General features: G+C 67.8%; 17 protein-coding genes. 11 read left to right on the plus strand and 6 right to left on the minus strand.

The genetic code is table 11. The annotated features are described in order from the left end of the window. The first annotated feature begins 113 nt into the window (after nucleotides 1-113). The 7 genes from AWC07_RS03800 to AWC07_RS03830 all read left to right on the plus strand — a co-directional run bounded on the left by AWC07_RS03800 (nucleotide 114) and on the right by AWC07_RS03830 (nucleotide 8,268). The gene (locus tag AWC07_RS03800; RefSeq protein WP_244187475.1) at nucleotides 114-1,739 is read left to right on the plus strand and encodes a GMC oxidoreductase; all 1,626 of its coding nucleotides are present in this window, start codon (nucleotides 114-116) and stop codon (nucleotides 1,737-1,739) included. Then, on the plus strand, nucleotides 1,740-2,747 hold the full coding sequence (locus AWC07_RS03805; protein ID WP_051508035.1) for an aldo/keto reductase: 1,008 nt from the start codon (nucleotides 1,740-1,742) through the stop codon (nucleotides 2,745-2,747). A gap of 220 nt (nucleotides 2,748-2,967) precedes the next feature. Then, nucleotides 2,968-4,272 (plus strand): glycosyltransferase, encoded by a 1,305-nt coding sequence (locus AWC07_RS03815; protein ID WP_036415507.1) that lies wholly within the window; start codon nucleotides 2,968-2,970, stop codon nucleotides 4,270-4,272. Between the two features lie 285 nt (nucleotides 4,273-4,557). Beyond that, complete coding sequence (locus AWC07_RS26540) at nucleotides 4,558-4,752, plus strand: hypothetical protein (RefSeq protein WP_139829520.1); 195 nt, start codon at nucleotides 4,558-4,560, stop codon at nucleotides 4,750-4,752. A gap of 43 nt (nucleotides 4,753-4,795) precedes the next feature. After that, the gene (locus tag AWC07_RS03820) at nucleotides 4,796-5,923 is read left to right on the plus strand and encodes an epoxide hydrolase family protein (RefSeq protein ID WP_036415509.1); all 1,128 of its coding nucleotides are present in this window, start codon (nucleotides 4,796-4,798) and stop codon (nucleotides 5,921-5,923) included. A 51-nt stretch (nucleotides 5,924-5,974) separates the two neighbouring features. Then, complete coding sequence (locus AWC07_RS03825) at nucleotides 5,975-6,904, plus strand: cation diffusion facilitator family transporter (RefSeq protein ID WP_036415510.1); 930 nt, start codon at nucleotides 5,975-5,977, stop codon at nucleotides 6,902-6,904. A gap of 422 nt (nucleotides 6,905-7,326) precedes the next feature. Next, nucleotides 7,327-8,268, plus strand: a complete 942-nt coding sequence (locus tag AWC07_RS03830) for a cobalamin biosynthesis protein (protein WP_036415513.1) — start codon at nucleotides 7,327-7,329, stop codon at nucleotides 8,266-8,268. Here the strand turns inward: AWC07_RS03830 and AWC07_RS03835 are convergent. Genes AWC07_RS03835 through AWC07_RS03845 form a run of 3 tightly spaced genes read right to left on the minus strand, consistent with a single transcriptional unit; the run spans nucleotide 8,250 to nucleotide 10,223 of the window. Further along, nucleotides 8,250-9,065 (minus strand): SURF1 family cytochrome oxidase biogenesis protein, encoded by an 816-nt coding sequence (locus AWC07_RS03835; protein WP_139829530.1) that lies wholly within the window; start codon nucleotides 9,063-9,065, stop codon nucleotides 8,250-8,252. The two genes, AWC07_RS03830 and AWC07_RS03835, sit on opposite strands and share 19 nt — an antisense overlap. A 23-nt stretch (nucleotides 9,066-9,088) precedes the next feature. Further along, nucleotides 9,089-9,586, minus strand: coding sequence for a low molecular weight protein-tyrosine-phosphatase (locus AWC07_RS03840; protein WP_036415517.1), 498 nt, complete (start codon nucleotides 9,584-9,586; stop codon nucleotides 9,089-9,091). After that, on the minus strand, nucleotides 9,579-10,223 hold the full coding sequence (locus AWC07_RS03845) for an HAD hydrolase-like protein (protein WP_036415534.1): 645 nt from the start codon (nucleotides 10,221-10,223) through the stop codon (nucleotides 9,579-9,581). The genes AWC07_RS03840 and AWC07_RS03845 overlap by 8 nt, the downstream gene beginning before the upstream one ends. Nucleotides 10,224-10,471: 248 nt before the next feature. Here AWC07_RS03845 and cobC point away from each other — a divergent pair, with 248 nt between their 5' ends. From cobC to AWC07_RS03865, 4 genes are read left to right on the plus strand one after another with little or no spacing between them, the layout of a single operon-like run. Continuing rightward, nucleotides 10,472-11,524, plus strand: coding sequence for an Rv2231c family histidinol phosphate aminotransferase CobC (gene cobC / locus AWC07_RS03850; RefSeq protein WP_051508079.1), 1,053 nt, complete (start codon nucleotides 10,472-10,474; stop codon nucleotides 11,522-11,524). Then, nucleotides 11,521-12,657, plus strand: a complete 1,137-nt coding sequence (locus AWC07_RS03855; RefSeq protein WP_036415521.1) for a Nif3-like dinuclear metal center hexameric protein — start codon at nucleotides 11,521-11,523, stop codon at nucleotides 12,655-12,657. Before cobC ends, AWC07_RS03855 begins: the two co-directional genes overlap by 4 nt. Continuing rightward, complete coding sequence (locus tag AWC07_RS03860) at nucleotides 12,654-13,391, plus strand: zinc ribbon domain-containing protein (RefSeq protein ID WP_036415524.1); 738 nt, start codon at nucleotides 12,654-12,656, stop codon at nucleotides 13,389-13,391. The genes AWC07_RS03855 and AWC07_RS03860 overlap by 4 nt, the downstream gene beginning before the upstream one ends. Further along, nucleotides 13,388-14,515 (plus strand): bifunctional RNase H/acid phosphatase, encoded by a 1,128-nt coding sequence (locus tag AWC07_RS03865; protein WP_036415526.1) that lies wholly within the window; start codon nucleotides 13,388-13,390, stop codon nucleotides 14,513-14,515. Before AWC07_RS03860 ends, AWC07_RS03865 begins: the two co-directional genes overlap by 4 nt. A 125-nt stretch (nucleotides 14,516-14,640) precedes the next feature. On the opposite strand, the gene AWC07_RS03870 is transcribed toward AWC07_RS03865, so the two are convergent. Genes AWC07_RS03870 through AWC07_RS03880 form a run of 3 tightly spaced genes read right to left on the minus strand, consistent with a single transcriptional unit; the run spans nucleotide 14,641 to nucleotide 18,785 of the window. Further along, complete coding sequence (locus AWC07_RS03870; protein WP_036415530.1) at nucleotides 14,641-15,864, minus strand: cytochrome P450; 1,224 nt, start codon at nucleotides 15,862-15,864, stop codon at nucleotides 14,641-14,643. After that, nucleotides 15,857-17,581 carry an N-acyl-D-amino-acid deacylase family protein gene (locus AWC07_RS03875; RefSeq protein ID WP_036415531.1) on the minus strand — a complete coding sequence of 575 codons (1,725 nt, stop codon included), beginning with the start codon at nucleotides 17,579-17,581 and terminating at the stop codon, nucleotides 15,857-15,859. Before AWC07_RS03875 ends, AWC07_RS03870 begins: the two co-directional genes overlap by 8 nt. A gap of 10 nt (nucleotides 17,582-17,591) precedes the next feature. After that, nucleotides 17,592-18,785, minus strand: coding sequence for an amidohydrolase family protein (locus AWC07_RS03880; RefSeq protein WP_036415533.1), 1,194 nt, complete (start codon nucleotides 18,783-18,785; stop codon nucleotides 17,592-17,594). Nucleotides 18,786-18,790: the final 5 nt, after the last annotated feature.

Genomic DNA, 18,790 nt, shown 5'->3' on the forward strand with positions numbered 1-18,790 from the left:
CACGCCAAACCAGCAGACGAACACGCAGGTCACACCGACACACCCCAAGTTACCGACCGGTAATGTCCTAACTCAGGCGTAGCCACTCCCGGTGGCGAACGAGATAAGCACGCATGAAACGAGACAACGCGCGTATGGGCAACAGTGAATCAACGTATGACGCCATCGTCGTCGGCTCGGGGGCAGCTGGCTCCTGGGCTGTCAAGGAGTTAACGGAAGGCGGCTTGAAGGTTGTCTTGCTCGAGGCCGGCAGGAACCTGGACATCGCCCATGACTTTGCTGCCGACAGGGAAGTGGGCGTGATGGGGATCGCGGGGCGGGTCAAATCGGCGATTCAGGGCCAGCCGGTCCAGGCGCGATGCGCATCCTTCTCGGAAACCACCAAGCAGTTTTACGTCAGCGACAAGGAGAATCCCTATACGACTGTGCGGGGCAATACATTCCTGTGGTTTAGGGGCCGGCAACTCGGCGGTCGCCTGCACACGTGGTGGAGACATGCACCCCGCATGTCGAATTACGAGCTCAAAGCCGCCAGTGTTCGTGGAGACGGCCTCGATTGGCCATTGTCCTATGAAGACCTGGCGCCGTACTACGACGTCGTCGAACGAACGCTTGGTGTCCATGGGAAGGCCGCAGGCATTCCCAACTGCCCGGACGGACAGTTCATCGGGCCCGAGAAAACGACGAAGATCGAAGAAGCGTTTTTGGCCAATGTCGAGCAGCGACTTCCGAACGTACGCGTGACGTATGCGAGGAACATCAAGTACGACAGCAACAGGGTTCCGCTTCCGGTCAGGCTTGCTCTGGCAACTGGCCGCCTGGAGGTTCGGACCGACGCCATCGTGAGCCGACTGCTGATCGATGAGCGGTCGGGGAAGGCGACCGGCGTTGAATACATCGAGCGATTGACCAAGAACGCGCGGGCAGTTCACGGAAGGGTGGTCGTCTTGTGCGCGTCGGCGATCGAGAGCGTGCGGATCCTGCTGAACTCGAAATCTGCAAAGCATCCGTCGGGTGTTGGCGGATCGTCGGGCCAGCTGGGTCGCTATCTTTGCGACCACATTGCATATGCGCAGGCCGGCGCGGTGTCTGAAAAGGATGTCGAGCCTGCCGTCAACGAGGATGGGTTCGACTTTGCGGGAACGGGCCTTTACATTCCGAGCTTTTGTGAAAAGGAGTCGAAGAACTTTCCCGGTGGCTACGGGGTTCAGCTAGCAATTGGGCGCGGCACGCCGGTGTGGGCCATGGGCGCTTACGGCGAAATGCAGCCCCGCTACGAAAATCACGTCTCGCTCGACCCGACCGTCAAAGACGCATGGGGAATCCCCGCGGCCAGAATCGAGTGCAGTCATTCTGAGGATGACGTCAAGATGGTTGCGCACATGAAGCGGAAGCTTCCAGAAATTGCCGCCGCCGGCGGTCTGCAGCTCGACAAGAACCTCGATGTCGGACGGTGGAACATTCCCAGGCGACGGTTTCGATCCCTGTTCCTCGCGGACTATGGCGCCTCATGGCCCGGGGCGGCCATTCACGAGACCGGCGGCGCGCGCATGGGTGATAGGCCGGACAACTCGGTGCTGAACTCGTGGGGTCAGTGTTGGGATGCTGACAACGTGTTCGTGACCGACGGCGCATGTTTTGTCTCCGCCGGTTTCCAGAACCCCACGCTGACGATCATGGCGCTCACGGTTCGAGCGTGCCGGTTCATCGTTGGTGACTACGCGAAGCGCGTGGACTAAATGGACTACGGGAAGGTTCTGGGGATTGATCGGCCGGTCTCGCGGATCGTCTTCGGCACCGATCGATTGCGGGGCCGGGAACTGCCGTGGCTGCCCGATCGAAGCCTTGAGCAACAGGCCTTCTCGCTATTGGATCGGTCGTTCGAGCTCGGCTGCAACTCATTCGATACCGCGCGCATATATCGGGACAGCGAACGGACGCTGGGGGACTGGATTCGGCAACGCCGCAACCGCGCCCAGGTTGTGGTCATCAGCAAGGGATGTCATCCCGGACTTTCATCAGGACGTCCGCGGCTTTCTGCGTCCGATGTGTCGAACGACCTGCACGCGTCCCTCAAGGCGCTCGGCACGGATTTCATCGATCTGTATCTGCTTCACTACGACCATCCCGCAGCGTGGGTCGAACCGGTCATCGAACGGCTCAACCGTCACCTTGACGAGGGCAAGATCGGCGCGATAGGTGCGTCGAACTGGTCTCACGAGCGAATTGCGAGTGCCAACACGTTTGCTGCCGGCAACGGCCTGAAACCCTTTAGCGCGTCAGGCGTTCAATTCAGCCTTGCTGAGTGGACGGCGCCTCCGTGGCCTGGCGCTGTCACCTTGGGAGGCGACGGCCAGCGGGCCGCGCGAGAATGGTATTCGACCCACGGGTTGTCGGTGTTCGCGTGGTCCAGCCTTGCCCGTGGATTTTTTTCTGATCACTACGATCCGAAGAATCCGGACCCCAACCGCGTGAGCCGGTGGTGTGCCACCTACTTCGGCACCGAAGACAACATCCAAAGGCTTGAGCGCGCAAGGGTGTTCGCGCGTGAGCATCACGTCACCGTCGCGCAGGTTGCGCTCGCCTACGTGCTGTGCCACCCACTCCAGGCGTTTGCAGTGGTCGGTTGCACGACGGCCGAGAAGTTCGCGGAGAACGTGGCCGCACTGTCTTTGAAGCTTGATGAAGCGACCCTGCACTGGCTCGCTACCGGCCAGGCGTCGCGAGGAAGATCCTGGTCTCCGTGAGCACCGCGGCAGCGGTCGACATCGCCGGTGCGCGGGGGCAGCGGCGCCGGCATCCGGACGAAATGGTGACAAATTTGTGTTTTGTGCGCAGCATCTTTCGTATGACTTGCAGGATGTGGCAGAAAGACAACCGGCGGCGTTTGGAGGCCGCCGGTTTCATTTCGCAGATCACGTGGATAGCAGCCGTAGATAGCAGCTAAGTGCAAGGCTTAGATCCGCGATGAGGTTTGTACTGGCAATGTGGGGAACGCGCGGCGATGTCGAGCCCTGCGCCGCCATCGGCCGTGAGCTGTTGCGCCGAGGGCACGACGTGCGCATGGCTGTCGCACCTGAGTTCGTTGGCTTCGCCGAGTCGGCTGGGCTTGCGACGGTCAACTACGGGCCGGATCCTCGGCGCTGGCTAGACGCGCACCGCGACTTCTGGAGGAATCTCTTCGGCAACTTCTGGAGGATTCCGGATTTGCGTAGGTTGTGGCGCGAAGCCGCGGAATCGGGTACTTGGTGCTGGGGGGACATGAGCACGACGCTGAGGTCGCTGGCGGACGGGGCCGACCTGCTACTCACCGGCATGGCTTACCAAGAGGTCGCGCTCAACGTCGCGGAGTATTACGACACTCCGTTGGCCACATTGCATTTCGCCCCAGTGCGGGCAAACGGCCAGCTCCAGCCCTTGCTGCCGGCTCCGTTGGCTCGCGCCGCACTGACGGTGGGCGAGTGGCTGGTCTGGCCCATGCGCAAGAAGGCCGAGGAAGTACAGCGTCGCGAACTGGGCCTTCCGAAGGCAACGAGCCCCGCGTTTCGACGGATCACCGAACGCGGATCGCTGGAAATCCAGGCTTACGACGAGATGTGCTTTCCGGGGCTGGCAGCCGAATGGGCGAAATGGAATGACCAACGGCCGTTTGTCGGCGCCCTGACGATGGAATTGCCGACGGATGCCGACGAGGAGGTGGTGTCGTGGATTGCCGCAGGAACACCGCCAATTTACTTCGGGTTCGGCAGCATACCGGTCGAATCTCCCGCCGACACGCTTGCCATGATTTGCGCGGCCTGCGCACAGTTGGGCGAGCGGGCGTTGGTTTGCTCCGGCGGGACTGACTTCAGCGATCTCCCCCATTCCGAGCATGTCAAGGTGGTGGGCGCGATGAACCATGCGGGCATCTTTCCGGCCTGCCGTGCGGTCGTGCATCACGGTGGCGCGGGCACTACAGCCGCGGGCCTGCGCGCCGGGGTCCGCATGTTGATCTTGTGGAGGGGCTTCGATCAGCCGCACTGGGCAGCTGTGGTCAAACGACTGAAAGTGGGCACCGGCCGGCGCTTTTCCAGCGCTAGTCGGGAGTCGCTGGTCGCGGACCTGGGTACCATCCTTGCCCCGCAGTACCTGGTCCGGGCCCGCGAGGTCGCCACCCGGATGACTACACCCGCCGCCAGCGTTGCGGCCGCCGCCGATGCTTTGGAAAATTTCGCCCGCTTGAGGCGCGTTGGCAAGAACGGACGCAGATCTGGGGGCTGGGTATCGGCCTAGGGATCACGAGCCCGATCGTGATCCCGCTCATGGGCAACGGAAGAAAATGCTTGGGCAGCTGGCTTGGTCAGGCAGTCACCGGCGGCCAAAAAAAGGAGGGTGCCCAGAATCGGTTGTGCGCCTACCTCGCCGTGGCAGCGCTGGCGCGGCGATGGGTGCTGCGCAGCGGTCGGTGGTCGATCGGTCGTTGCCGGTAGCCGCTGCACCGACTATCCCAGCCGGTCTTGCCGCGGCGTTGTACCCGCAGCGTTGTCGGTGACGAGCGGGTATGGCAGTGTCGTGGGGGTGGGCGAGCTATCTAGTTCTCAGAGCGACGGCGCGGGACGGCAGAAGTCGAGACCGCCGGTGCGGCCACTGTCGGCGGACCAGCAGCCCGCGACCAAGGCGGACCTGTATGCCGCGGTGGACGCGATGCGCGCCGACATGCGTGAACTGCTCGACCAGATCAGCACATTGATCAAAGAAGCGAACAAGAAATAGGTTTTCCGGAGCTTTCCGGCGGGCCCGACGGCACGATGAACGGGTGAGGCCGTTTCGCATCGACGTCTCCGACGACGTTCTGGATGACCTGCAGTCACGCTTGGCGCGCACCCGCTGGCCCGAAGCCGAGTGTGTGGACGATTGGAGCCAGGGCATTCCGCTGGAGTACACCCGCGACTTGGCCACCTACTGGGCCAACGACTACGACTGGCGGGCGCGCGAAGCGGCGCTGAACCGCTTCGACCAGTTCGTCACCGAAATCGACGGGCTGGATATCCATTTCATCCATCAACGGTCACCACACGCCGACGCCTTCCCGTTGGTGATCACGCATGGCTGGCCGGGCTCGATCGTGGAGTTCCACAAGGTGATCGAGCCGCTGACCAACCCCACCGCCCATGGTGGCCGCGCCGAAGACGCCTTCCATGTCGTCTGCCCGTCGCTTCCCGGCTACGGCTTCTCCGGCAAGCCGAGCCACACCGGCTGGGGGGTAGACAAGATCGCGCAGGCCTGGGAGACGCTCCTGCAGCGTCTCGGCTACCGGCGCTACGGCGCCCAGGGTGGCGACTGGGGAGCGGCCGTCACCACCCAGATCGGCCGAAACGCCGGCATTTCCGGAGGCCACTGCGCGGCCATCCACCTGAACATGCCGATCGCCTGGCCCACCGCCGACGAGCCCACCGACGACGAGCGGCAGGCGCTGCAGGACCTGGACCACCACCGCAAGTGGGGCACCGGCTATTCCAAGCAGCAAGCAACCCGGCCCCAGACCCTGGGCTATGGGCTGGTGGATTCCCCGGTGGGACAACTTGCCTGGATCGTCGAGAAGTTCTGGGCATGGATGGACTGCGACGGCAACCCCGAGAACGTGCTGACGCGCGATGAGCTGCTGGATAACGTGATGATGTACTGGGTGACCGGCACCGCGGCATCCTCGGCCCGGTTGTACTGGGAAAGCATGAAGAGCTTCCGGCCGGGCGGCCGCGTCGAATTGCCGACCGGTGTCGCGTCTTTCCCCAAGGAGATCCTGCGGGCGTCGCGGCGGTGGTGCGAGCCGAACTATCACATCACCCACTGGACGACCATGCCGCGTGGCGGGCACTTCGCCGCATTCGAACAACCCGATCTGTTCGTCGAGGACGTCCGCAGGTTTTTCGCGACGGTGCGGTGACGTACCGCCTCACCCTCGAGAGCGCAACCGCGAAGTGGCACGCTATTGGGCATGCATGTGATCAATGGTCTGCGCGATCCGGCCGCCAGCTTTCCCCTGGCGCACGCCTTCGACGACCGGGCGGAGCGGCGCCGGGCCAATCGTGCCGTCGCGCTGAGCGCTGCCGGTTTGGCGCTCACGGGCCTGATCGAACTCGCGATCGCCATGGTGTCGGGGTCGGTGGCGTTGCTCGGCGACGCCCTGCACAATCTTTCCGATGTCTCGACGAGTCTGGTGGTGTTCGTCGGATTTCGGAGCTCGCGGAAGGCGGCGAGCCAGCGCTATCCCTATGGGCTGGAGCGGGCCGAGGATCTCGCCGGCATCGGGGTGGCGCTGGTCATCTGGGCCAGCGCCGCGGTTGCCGGAGTGGAAAGTGTGGCCAAGCTGCTGCGGCACGGGACCACCCAGCATGTGGGCTGGGGCATCGCCGCGGCGGCGGTCGGCATCGCCGGCAATCAGCTGGTGGCCCGCTACAAGCTGGTCGTCGGCCGCCGAATCCAATCGTCGACCATGATCGCCGACGCCAAGCATTCCTGGCTGGACGCGCTGTCGTCGGCGGGCGCGCTGCTGGGTCTGTGCGGGGTCGCCGCGGGCTGGGGATGGGCCGACGGCGTTGCCGGCATCGCGGTGACGGGATTCATCTGCCATGTTGGTTGGGAGGTGACCTCCGACATCGGCAACCGGTTGCTCGACGGGGTGGATCCAGCTGTCATCGCCACCGCGGAGGCGGTCGCCGCCGCAACGCCGGGGGTCAGCCACGCTCATGCCCGCGCCCGCTGGACCGGGCGCACGCTGCGCGTGGAGGTGGAAGGCTGGCTTGATCCGGCCACCTCGGTGGCCGAGGCCGACGCGACCGGCCGTCTGGTGGCCGAACGGCTGTCCGCGAAGCTGCCCGAGATGCGTAGCTTCGTCTGGGCGGCGCGCGGCGCGCAGCTGGTCTGAGACGGCGGTGTGTGACGAGAGTCCCATCGGCCCGAAGCTTAGCCTGCCTAAAAATGGGCACCTTCACAGCATGTCGATCAGCTCGCGATACCGATGCTGCGGCGGCCGACCTGCCCAAGCTGTCAGTCGCGCCGGGCGGGTAGGGCCATACCCGGGAGGTGTGGTGGATGCTGGCAGCACAGCTGGTCATTGTCCTTGCGCTGATCGCCGTCTTGGTGGTGTAGCCGTCGGGCGACGATTGTTACCCGGCACACAGGTTGGTCCGGCCGGAAGTGGCCACCTTTGCCCAGGTCTGAACTCAACCCCCGCCTCCCGACCCGCCCAACCTGTCACCGAAAGGTAAGTTCGGCGTTGCCCCGTCGACGAATCCGCAAGTGACGCGACCCGGCCGCGACCAAGCGGACGTGTGAGACGCTGCCGGGGTGGTTGCGTCGACGCGGCAGGCCCGGATCGCCGGCGTCCTGGTGGGCTATCTGGCCGACCTCGTCCTGGGCGACCCGAAGCGGGGTCATCCGGTCGCGGTGTTCGGGCAGCTGGCCGCAAAGTTGGAGCAGACCAGCTATCGCGACAGCAGGCTCGCCGGGATGACGCACGTCGGGGCGTTGGTCGGTGCGGTGTGCCTGCTGGGCGCGGTGCTGCAGCGGGGTCCGGGCAGGCTGCGGTCCCTTGCGGCCACGGCGACGGCCACCTGGGTGTCACTGGGTGGGATGTCGTTGGCTGGCACCGGCCGGGCGATGGCCGCGCTGCTGGAGTGCGGTGACGTCGAGGCGGCCCGGCGGCTGCTGCCGTCGTTGTGTGGGCGTGATCCGGCCGGGCTGGACCTGCCCGGCTTGACCCGCGCGGCGCTGGAGTCGGTGGCCGAGAACACCTCCGATGCCCAGGTGGCACCGCTGCTGTGGGCGGCGATCGGCGGCGCGCCCGCGGTGCTGGGATACCGCGCGGTCAACACGCTGGATTCGATGATCGGCTACCGCTCGCCGAGGTATCTCCGATTCGGTTGGGCCGCAGCACGATTGGATGATGTAGCCAACTATGCCGGGGCGCGCGCGACCGCGATGCTGGTGGTACTGTGCGCACCGCTGGCCGGCGGATCACCATGGGGCGCCCTCCGGGCCTGGCGTCGCGACGCCGCGCGCCATCCCAGCCCCAACGCCGGCGTCGTCGAGGCGGCGTTCGCCGGGGCGCTGGACGTGCGGCTCGGCGGGCCCACCCGGTACCGCCACGGGCTGCAGATCCGGCCCACCCTCGGCGACGGCCGTCAGCCCACGGTCGCCGATCTGCGCCGGGCGGTGCTGCTGTCGCGGGCGGTGCAGGCCGGGGCGGCGGTGGGCGTTGGGTTGATGCTCTATCGGCGGCGGCCGTAGCGGTCGGCGAGTTTCTCCTCGACCGTCATCGGCTCGTCCGCCGGCGGCGGCTCGCGTCGCTCGCGGCGGCGGGCCCGCAGCTCGGCGTAGGCGAAATAGCCCAGTCCGATCGGCGCCAGGACGCCGAAGCTAATCCACTGGATGCCGTAGGACAGAAACGGTCCGGCATCCAGATGCGGTATCCCGATCAGGCCCAGTCCACCGGGCTGGTCCTCGACCAACTGCAGATAGGACCCGGCCAGCGGAACCCCGGTCAACGTCGACACCTGTGCCGTGCTGATCGAATACACCTGCGGGAAACCGTCTCTGGTGAACGGCTCCTTGCCCGGCGCGGTGGGTTCGGAATCCCGCAGTCGCGCCGTGATGGTCACGGTCTGCTCCGGCGGGCGGGGGATCGGCGGCACGTGGGAGCCGGGCTCGGGCCGCACGTAACCGCGGTCGACCAGTACGGTCGGCCCGTCGTCGACGGCGAATGGCGCCAGCACTTCGAACGCCTGCTCGCCGTCGACCACCCGCAGCCGGGCCAGCACCTGCGCGTCCGGCAGGTAGTGCCCCGTCGCCGTCACCCTACGCCACTGCGCACCCGGGGCCGATGAATCCTGTTGCGGCAACAGAGTTTTCAATGGCACCGGGGGTGTGTGCAGCGAGTAGTCGATCTGGCGGTTCTCCCGGGAGGTCTTGGTGTTCTTTCCCAACTGCCACGGGGCCAGCACCGTGAAGCACAGGTAGGTGAACGCGATCACCACCAGGGCCAGCGCTATCCATCCCGGCCGCAGCAGGAACGCCAGGCTGGGAATCCGTCTGGGCATCCGTCTGGGCATCACGGGGATCCGTTCTGCGCCAGCCGCTCGTCCACCCAGTCATGCAGACCGGGCAGCGCGGCCTCGATGACGGCGAAAACCTGCTCGAAGTCGTCGTGCCCGCCGTAATAGGGATCGTCTACGTCGAGGGCGTAGGCGCCCGAGCGGGGGTCGAACGAGCGCAGCATGCGCAGCCTCGCGTCGTCGACACCGAGCTGGCGCAACAGCCGAGCATGGTTGCGGCCCAAGGCAATCACCAGGTCTGCCGCCAGATGCCCGGCATCGACCTGCGCCGCGCGGTGCTCGGTGGGATAGCCGTGGGCGTGCAGCACCCGCCGGGCCCGCTCGTCGACCCCGTTGCCGATATGCCAGTCGCCGGTACCGGCACTGGTCACCCGCACCGCATCTCCTAAGCCGCGCTCCCTGAGTTGATGGGCGAACATCTTCTCGGCCATCGGCGAACGGCAGATGTTGCCGGTGCACACGAAGGTGACGTGCAAGGTTGGCGGATCAGACACCCAGCGCCTCCCGCAGCTCGTCGATGGTGCGAGCGTGCCTGACGAGGGTGGCGTCCGTGGCGTCAGCCGCGTCACTGCCGAAGTCGTCCTGCCCGTAGCCCCAGCCGACCACGACGGTGTCGATATCATGGGCTGCCGCACCCTCGACGTCATGGTTGCGGTCACCGACCATGAGGACCCGCTCGGGCAGCGGCCGCAGCTGGGCAAGCGCGTGGCTCAGCACCTCGGTCTTGCTGCTCCGTGAGCCGTCGCCACTTGCTCCGGCGATGACCTCGAAATGCTGTTCCAGCCCGAAGTGCGCCAGAATGCGCCGGGCCGTCGGCTCGAGCTTGCACGTGGCCACCGCCAGCCGGACCCCGGCGGCGCGCAGATCGCCCAGCAGCGGCGCTATCCCGTCGAACACGGTGTTCATCGCCCAGCCGCGGGCGCCGTATTCGGCCCGGAAAGCCGCGATCGCGTCTTCGACACGATCGCCGAGCTCCATCGCGCGAAAGGTGTCGTCCATCGGCGGGCCGACGATCCAGGCGGCCAGGTCGCCCTCGGGAACGGCGGCGCCGACGTGGTCGAGCGCATGGCGGAAGCTGGCCACGATCCCGTGTGCCGAATCGGTCAGGGTCCCGTCGAGATCGAAGATCACCAGCTGTGGCGACCCGTCGGAGACGTTGATAGGGGGGCGGGCGGCGCCGCAGTCGGGCGAATCGGTCGCGATCGAACCTGTCACGCCTTCCATTGTCGGTGATGGCGCGGGTCGCCCAGCACCGACCGGCCACCTTCTGCCTTGACCAGTCGTGATCGCGGCAGCCGGCCGGGACCCGACCGCGTCCCGCTGGCCGGGGCGGTGCTCCGGATGCCTGGGTAGTCCACCGGCGCACTAGTGTTTCACTGGTGGCGGATCTGGATCACAGCGCGTCGATTTGCCTCGTCGCGGCGCGCTATCACGGTGATCAGGCCGTCGCGCCCGACATGCTGGATTTCGCCGTCAATGTCCGTGACACCCGCCCGCCGCAGTGGCTTATCGACGTCCTGGCGGCCCGGCTGACTGATCTGGCCCGCTATCCAAGCGCGGACGAGGTGCGCCGGGCGCAACAGGCGGTAGCCGCACGCCACGGCCGAACCCCTGACGAAGTGCTGCCCCTGGCCGGGGCGGCGGAGGGCTTCGCGTTGCTGCCCAACCTGGCTCCGGCGCGTGCGGCGATCATCGCGCCCTCGTTCACCGAGCCGGCGGTGGCGCTGAGCGCCGCCGGAATCCCGGTGGACCACGTTGTCCTCGAGCCGCCGTTCGGCCTGGCCGATGTGGCGGTGCCGGAGGCGGCCGACCTCGTGGTGGTGGGTAACCCGACCAACCCGACCGGTGTGTTGCACACCCGCGAGCAATTGCTGGCGTTGCGGCGACCGGGACGAATCCTGGTCGTCGACGAAGCATTCGCCGATTCGATCCCCGGGGAGCCGGAGTCGCTGGCCGGCGACCGCCTGCCTGATGTGCTGGTGCTGCGCAGCCTGACCAAGACGTGGTCGCTGGCCGGTTTGCGGGTGGGTTATGCCCTCGGCGCGCCGGACGTGCTGGCCCGGCTGACCGCGCGGCGCCCGCACTGGCCGGTGGGCACCCTGCAGCTGGCGGCCATCGCGGCGTGCTGTGCGCGCGCAGCGGTGGCCGAAGCCGCCGCCGATGCCCAGCGACTGGTGGCACTGCGCGCGGCGATGGTGGCCGGCCTGCAGTCGGTGGGTGCCGCGGTGGTCGACGGTTGTGCGCCGTTTGTGCTGTTCGCCATGCCGGATGCCGAGAGAATCCGAAATGACTTGCACCACAAGAGTATTGCGGTTCGCCGCTGCGATACGTTCGTCGGCCTGGACAACCGGTATCTGCGCGCGGCGGTGCGCGCGGAGTGGCCGCGGCTGGTTGAGGCCATCGGTTGCGGGCACAGCGGGAGGCGCCGATGAGTGTGCGGTTGGTTGACGTCATCGAGGTGCTGGACCAGGCGTATCCGCCGCGGCTTGCCGAGTCGTGGGATTCGGTCGGCCTGGTCTGCGGCGATCCGGCCGACGTGGTGGATTCGGTGACCGTCGCGGTGGACGCGACGCCGGCGGTCGTCGACGAAGTTCCCGACGGGGGCCTGTTGCTGGCTCACCATCCGTTGCTGTTGCGCGGGGTCGACACCGTGGCTGCCCATACGCCCAAGGGTGCGCTCGTGCACCGCTTGATCCGGTCGGGCAAGTCGCTGTTCACCGCCCACACCAACGCCGACTCGGCGTCGCCGGGGGTCTCCGACGCGCTGGCCCAAGCTCTGGGCCTGACCGTCGAAGGCGTGCTTGACCCGTTTGCCGGGGCGGCCGATCAGGACAAGTGGGTCATCTATGTGCCGCGCGAGCACGCGGATGCGGTGCGGACGGCGGTGTTTGACGCCGGCGCCGGACATATCGGCGACTACTCGCACTGCAGCTGGAGCGTTGCCGGTACCGGACAGTTCCTGGCGCTGGAGGGGGCGTCGCCCGCAATCGGCGCCGTCGGCGCCGTCGAACAGGTGGCCGAAGATCGGGTGGAGGTGGTCGCACCCGCGCGGGCGCGGGCCGCGGTGCGGGCGGCGATGCGGGCCGCGCATCCCTACGAGGAACCGGCATTCGACATCTTCACGTTGGTGCCGCCGCCGGCCGGCGTCGGGTTGGGGCGGATCGGCACACTGCCCCAGCCGGAACCGCTGCGCGACTTCGTCTCCCGGGTCTGCGCGGCGCTGCCCGCGACGTCCTGGGGAGTGCGGGCCGCCGGTGATCCCGATCTGCCGGTTTCGCGGGTGGCGGTCTGCGGCGGCGCCGGGGACTCGTTGCTGGGCGCCGCGGCCGCGGCGCAGGTGCAGGCCTATGTCACCGCCGACCTGCGGCACCATCCTGCCGACGAGCACTGCCGGTCCTCGCCCGTGGCCCTGATCGATCTCGCGCATTGGGCCAGCGAATTCCCCTGGTGCGGCCAAGCCGCCGGCGTGCTGCGGTCTCATTTCGGCGCGTCGCTGCCGGTGCGGGTGTCGACCATCCGCACCGATCCGTGGAATGTGGCTACCAGACCTGGAGATGGGACATGAAAGCCGAAGCGGCACAGCAACGTTCGCTATCAGAACTGGCGAAGCTGGATGCCGAGCTGTCGCGGATCGCGCATCGGGCCACGCATCTGCCCCAGCGAGAGGACTATGAGCGGACGCAGATCGAGCACAACGCCGCCGGTGACCGGCTGGCCGCCGTGCGAATCGCTGTGGAGGACTTGGACGCCCAGGTGTCGCGATTCGAAGCGGAAATCGACGCGGTGCGCAAGCGCGAGGAGCGGGACCGGTCGCTGCTCACCGCCGGCGCTACGGACGCCAAGCAACTGTCGGATTTGCAGCACGAGCTGCAGACGCTGGAACGTCGTCAGGCCAGCCTGGAAGATTCGCTGCTGGAGGTGATGGAGCGCCGCGAGGAACTGCAGGCCCGCCAGGTCACCGAGTCGGCGGCACTGGAGAAGCTGCGCACCGACCTGGACGGCGCCCGGCAAGCCCTGGATGCCGCGCTGGTCGAACTCGAGCAGTCCCGTCGGGAACGCTTGTCGCGGCGCGAGGAACTCAGCGCTTCGTTGAATCCCGACCTTGTCGCCCTGTATGAGCGGCAGCGGGCCGGGGGAGGGCCGGGCGCCGGACCGTTGCAGGGCCATCGGTGTGGTGCCTGCCGGATCGAGATCGGTCGCGGCGAGCTGGCCCGCATCTCGGCGGCCGCCGACGACGAGGTGTTGCGGTGCCCGGAATGTGGCGCAATCCTATTGCGGGTCAAGGGTTTCGAGCAGTGAAAGTCATCATCGAAGCCGACGGCGGGTCGCGGGGCAATCCCGGGCCGGCCGGATACGGCGCGGTGGTGTGGACGATGGACCGCTCGACCGTGCTGGCGGAGTCCAAGCAGGCGATCGGCCGGGCCACCAACAACGTCGCTGAATACCGCGGGTTGATCGCCGGCCTGGACGACGCGGTGAAGCTGGGCGCCAGCGAGGCGACGGTCCTGATGGACTCCAAGCTGGTGGTGGAGCAGATGTGCGGGCGCTGGAAGGTCAAGCACCCGGACCTGGTGGAACTGCATGCGCAGGCGCAGGCGCTGGCACGGCACTTCCGCCGGATCAGTTACGGGTGGGTGCCGCGGTCGCGGAATGCGTATGCCGATCGGTTGGCCAACGAAGCGATGGATGCCGCGGTTCGCACCAATCGCCGTGGGGAGAACACCACCACCGTGCCGGTGGTGGCTGTTGCCAACCCGCCGCGAAAGCTTGCGGCGGAGTCCCCGACAGCTCCCGGATGGACGGGCCGACGCGGTGCGGCCACCCGGCTGCTGTTGTTGCGGCATGGGCAGACCGAGCTGTCGGTGCAGCGCCGCTACTCGGGGCGGGGCAACCCGGCATTGAACGAAGTGGGATGGCGGCAGGCCGGGCTGGCCGCCCGCTATCTTTCGCAGCGCGGCGGGATCGCGGCGGTGGTGTCCTCGCCGTTGCAGCGGGCCTATGACACGGCGACGACGGCGGCCCGGGCCCTGGGCCTGGAGGTGACCGTCGACGACGACCTCGTCGAGACCGACTTCGGGGCATGGGAGGGAATGACTTTCGCGGAGGCTGCCGATCGCGACCCCGAGTTGCACCGCCGCTGGCTGCGTGACACCAGTGCCACGCCCCCGGGTGGCGAGAGTTTCGACGACGTGTTGCAGCGGGTTCGTCGCGGACGTGACCGGATCATCGCCGGGCACGAGGGCGCCACGGTTCTGGTGGTCTCCCACGTCACGCCGATCAAGATGTTGTTGCGGCTGGCCTTGGATGCCGGAGCTGGCATCCTGTACCGGTTGCACCTCGATTTGGCGTCGCTGAGCATCGCCGAGTTCTATACCGATGGGGCGTCGTCGGTGCGGCTGGTGAACCAGACGGGCTATCTGTAGCCCGCCAACGCCCCGAGCGTGTATTCATTGCGAAATCCGGCGCGTTTTTTGGCATTACGTGCACGTTCGACGAGCGTTAGCTGTGGGTTGGCGACACCGAGGACGCGTCATGCGGGACGCCGGCGTCAGGCCGGCGCCGGCGTGAAGACGACCGGCAGCGCGGCGGGCGAGCGGAAGGCGACCCCGACCACATGCGGGATCGGCTCGTTTGGGTCCAGCCGCAGCCCCGGCAACCGGTCCAGCAGCGCGTTGATCGCCACCGCGGCCTCCATGCGCGCCAGGTGCATGCCCAGGCACAGGTGCGGGCCGCCGCCGAAGGTCAGGTGTGCGATGTTGCGGCGAGTGGGATCGAAGCGGTCCGGATCCGGATAGCGCGTCGGGTCCCGATTGGCGGCCGCGACACTGACGCTGACGTTGGTTCCCGCCGGAATCGCGACCCCGCCGAGCTCGCAGTCGCCGACCGCCACCCGCACCACCGTGGTGATCGGCGGCTCCCAGCGCAACGCCTCCTCGACGGCAGCGCGGACCAGCCCGCGATCGGCCCGCAGCGCGTCCAGCAGCTCCGGCTGCGTGAGCAGTGCGACCAGCAGGTTGCCCGAGGCCCGGTAGGTCGTCTCGACTCCGGCGGGCAGGATCAGCAGCAGGAACGCGAAAATCTCGTCGTCGGTCAGCCGTGCGCCGTCGATCTCGGACTCCGCGAGCGTGCTGATCAAATCGTCCTGCGGCCGGCGCCGGCGCTTGGCGAGGATTTCGGTGAAGTAGGCCTTCAGCGATCGCGACGCGGCCAGCCCGCAATCCCAGTCGTAGACCACATTGAGCAGCTCGATCGACAGCCGCTGGAAGCGCGGGTAGTCCTGGCGCGGCAGGCCCATGATCCGCGCGATCACCTGGACCGGAAACGCGAAGGTGAACTCGCGGGCCAGCTCGGCGCGCCCGCGCGCCGCGAACCGGTCGATGAGTTCGTGGACCACCACCTCCACCAGCTCGCCGCGCCATCGTTCCAGCAGCGCCGACCGGAACGACGGCGACACCAGCGCCCGGCCGGCCCGATGCTCGGCTCCCTCGAGCTCCAGCAGGGTGCGGCCCATGACCGGGCCCATGATGTGCTCGTAGATCGACGAGGAGAAGGTGTCCGGGTGTGTGAGCACCGTCTGGCACTCGTCGTAGCCGAGCACCGTCACCCCGAAATCGCCGACCTGCCCGGCCCTGACCTCGGTGAAGGGGTTGCCGAGCAGCACCCGGTGTCGCGCGCGTGCCTCGCGCAGCCGCTCGTGCACGTTTTCGACCTGCATGAGCAGCCCGCCCTGCAGCTCGGTCGGGTCGAAGTCGTTGGTTGCCACCTCAGCCATGAGCCGACACCGTCTCGGTATCCCGCCCGGACCGCAGCACGGTGCCGGGCAGCGCGCCAGTGGCGACGCCGTCGCGGCACACCTCGACACCACCGACCAGCACCGAGCTGATCCCGCGGGCGTCGGCGACCAATCGGGGCGCGCCCGCCGGCAGGTCGTAGCGGGTGCGTTCGGGACCGTGGCCGACGGTCGCCGGGTCGAAAAGCACCAGGTCGGCGTGCCAGCCGGGCTGAATCCGGCCGCGCTGCGTCAGCCCGTAGAACCGGGCCGGCGCATCGGTGATCAATCGCACGGCTTCCTCGAGCGTGACCACCCGGTGCTCGCGCACGCCCTTGCCCAGCAGCGACGTCGTGTAGATCGCGCCGCACATCATGTCCAGGTGCGCGCCGGCGTCCGAGCCGCCGATCACCGCACCCGGATGGCGCCATACCTGCGCGCGTGCCCGCCAGTCGTCCGCGTCATCGCCGGTCAGCGGCGGGGAGAGCCCGGTGCGCAGCTCGTCGGCGATCACGATGTCCAACAGCGTGTCGAACGGCTCGCCACCGCGGGCGGCCGCGACCTCGCCGACGCTGCGCCCGGTCGCGTCCGCGTTCTCCGGCGCGAACGTCTCGACGATAACCAGCCGGTCCCATTGCGCGAGGCCGCGCAGCATGCCCGCCTCCTTGGAGGCGGCGCCCTCGGCGAGCCGGTGACGCACCGCCGGGTCGGCGAGCGCAGCCAGGCGCTGCGGCACCGGCAGGTGCATGGTGTCGCGCCACCCGGGCAGCCCGTCGAGCACGAAACCGGACAGGAAGGAAAGCCGGATCTTCATGCCGTGCGGCAAGGTGAGTGCCACCACCCGGCCGCCGCGTTCGGCGGCGACATCGTAGGCGCGCAACTGCTTTTCGTGCCCCGCCGGGTTGGCTGCCGAGACACCCAGCAGGTTCCAGTTCAGCGGCCGGTCGGCGGCCACGGACATGTCGGTCAGCAACGCGATGTCGTCATCGGTGAAGCCGGACAGGCAGCCGGGGATGATGGCCTCCAGCGTGGTGCCCGGACGGTCGCGCACGCCGGCGGCCAGCGCCACCAGTTCGTCTCTTGACGCGCTGCGCGACGGGACCGGCTGGCCGGCGCCGTCGTTGTGGGTGGGTGACTGCGAGGTGGACAGCCCGAGCGCACCGGCGTTCAGCGCGTCGTGCAGCACCGCGACCATCGTGTCGATGTGTGCCGGGGTGGCCTCGCCGCCGACCGCGTCGTTACCCATCGCCGCCAGCCGCAGCGCCGAATGACCAACGAGGAAACCGGCATTGACGGCGATGCGACCCTCGAGGCGGTCGAGCCAGTCGCCGAACGATGCCCAGCCCCAGTCCAGGCCGGCGCGCAGCGCGTCCAGCGGCATCCCCTCGACCCGCGCCAGCATACGGGTGAGGTAGTCGTGCTGGTCGGCTGCGGCGGGCGCCAGCGTGAAGCCGCAGTTGCCGCCGAAGACCGTGGTCACCCCGTGTTGCACCGACGGGCTGGCGGTCGGGTCCCAGAACAGCTGCGCATCGTAGTGGGTATGTAGGTCGACGAATCCCGGCGCCAGCGTCTGGCCTTGGGCGTCAATGGTTTTCGCCGCCAAATCGTCGGTTTCTCCCACGGTGACGATCCGCCCGTCACGTACGCCGACGTCGCCGTGGCGGGCCGGTGCGCCGGTGCCGTCGACGATCTCGGTGTCACGGATCAACAGGTCGAGCATTGAGAGCCTCCTACCCGGTGGCCATCAGCCACCCGTCGTCCGGCAGCGGGTGGCGGAAAAGCTGTGCGGCGTTGCGATGGGTGATCTTGGCCGCATCCTCCGCCGACAGGCCGGCGACGTTGCGCGCCACGACCTGTTGGGTGTCGGGCCAGGTCGAGTCGGCGTGCGGATAGTCGCTTTCGACCAGGATGCGGTCGGCCCCGATCGCGTCCAGCGCGCCGAACGCGTGCGGATCGTCGATCGAGCAGAACCAGAAGGTACGGCGCAGCACCTCGCTGGGCAGCAGGTCGCTCTTCCACGACCCGCCCTCGAGGCCCGAAGCAGAGTGCGCCAGAACATAATCGGCGCGGTCGCCGAGCATCGCCACCCAGCCCAGCCCGCCCTCGGCCAGCGTGATGTTCAGCCGCGGGAAGCGGACCGGGATGCCCGACCACAGCATGTCCGCGCAGGCGACCAGGGCGTTGACCGGGAACAGCGTGGTGATGGTCTCGAACGGGGTGTCGAAGGCGGGGATCGGAGCCCACTGCGCCGACCCGGTGTGCAGGCAGACCACGGTGTCGGTCTCCTCGCAAGCGGCGAAGAACGGATCCCAGACCCCGGTGTGCAAGCTGGGCAGGCCGCATTGTGCGGGCAGTTCGGGGAAGCTGACCGCCTTGAACCCGCGGTCGGCGTTGCGGCGGATCTCCTCGGGGGCCAGCCGCGGGTCGGCGAGCCAGGGCAGCTGCAGCGGGATGATCCGCTGCGGGTAGGCGCCGGCCCACACTTCGAGGTGCCAGTCGTTCCAGGCGCGCAGCACGGCCAGCCCCAGCTCCAGATCGTCGCTCTTCCAGAACACGGTGCCGGCGAACCCGGCGATCAGCGACGGGAAGTTCAGCGACGCCCAGATGCCGGCGAGGTCCATGTCGGCGATGCGGGCGTCGATATCCCAACAGCCGCGGCGCATTTCGTCGAACCGGGCGGCTTCCATGCTCCATTCGGTGCGCGGCCGGCCGATCACCGCGTTGAGCCCGATGTTCGGGTATTCCCGGCCCTCGTAGCGCCACACCTGGCGCCCGTCGTCGGCCTCGACGACCGTCGGGGCACGGTCGGCCAGCGCGGCGGGCAGCCGCCCGGCGAACATGTCGGGCGGCTCGATGACATGGTCGTCGACCGAGATCACGACGTGCTGTCGCTGCCGGGGATCGGGATCTGGCAGCAGCGCCATAAGAG

The organism is Mycobacterium gastri (assembly GCF_002102175.1).
GTDB classification, from domain to species: domain Bacteria; phylum Actinomycetota; class Actinomycetes; order Mycobacteriales; family Mycobacteriaceae; genus Mycobacterium; species Mycobacterium gastri.

Bases quoted from the DNA above. Each gene is read 5' to 3' on its own strand.
- AWC07_RS03800 (WP_244187475.1), top strand. From the start codon at position 114: ATGAAACGAGACAACGCGCGTATGGGCAACAGTGAATCAACGTATGAC.
- AWC07_RS03805 (WP_051508035.1), top strand. From the start codon at position 1,740: ATGGACTACGGGAAGGTTCTGGGGATTGATCGGCCGGTCTCGCGGATC.
- AWC07_RS03815 (WP_036415507.1), top strand. From the start codon at position 2,968: ATGAGGTTTGTACTGGCAATGTGGGGAACGCGCGGCGATGTCGAGCCC.
- AWC07_RS03825 (WP_036415510.1), top strand. From the start codon at position 5,975: ATGCATGTGATCAATGGTCTGCGCGATCCGGCCGCCAGCTTTCCCCTG.
- AWC07_RS03855 (WP_036415521.1), top strand. From the start codon at position 11,521: ATGAGTGTGCGGTTGGTTGACGTCATCGAGGTGCTGGACCAGGCGTAT.
- AWC07_RS03860 (WP_036415524.1), top strand. From the start codon at position 12,654: ATGAAAGCCGAAGCGGCACAGCAACGTTCGCTATCAGAACTGGCGAAG.
- AWC07_RS03870 (WP_036415530.1), bottom strand. From the start codon at position 15,864: ATGGCTGAGGTGGCAACCAACGACTTCGACCCGACCGAGCTGCAGGGC.
- AWC07_RS03875 (WP_036415531.1), bottom strand. From the start codon at position 17,581: ATGCTCGACCTGTTGATCCGTGACACCGAGATCGTCGACGGCACCGGC.
- AWC07_RS03880 (WP_036415533.1), bottom strand. From the start codon at position 18,785: ATGGCGCTGCTGCCAGATCCCGATCCCCGGCAGCGACAGCACGTCGTG.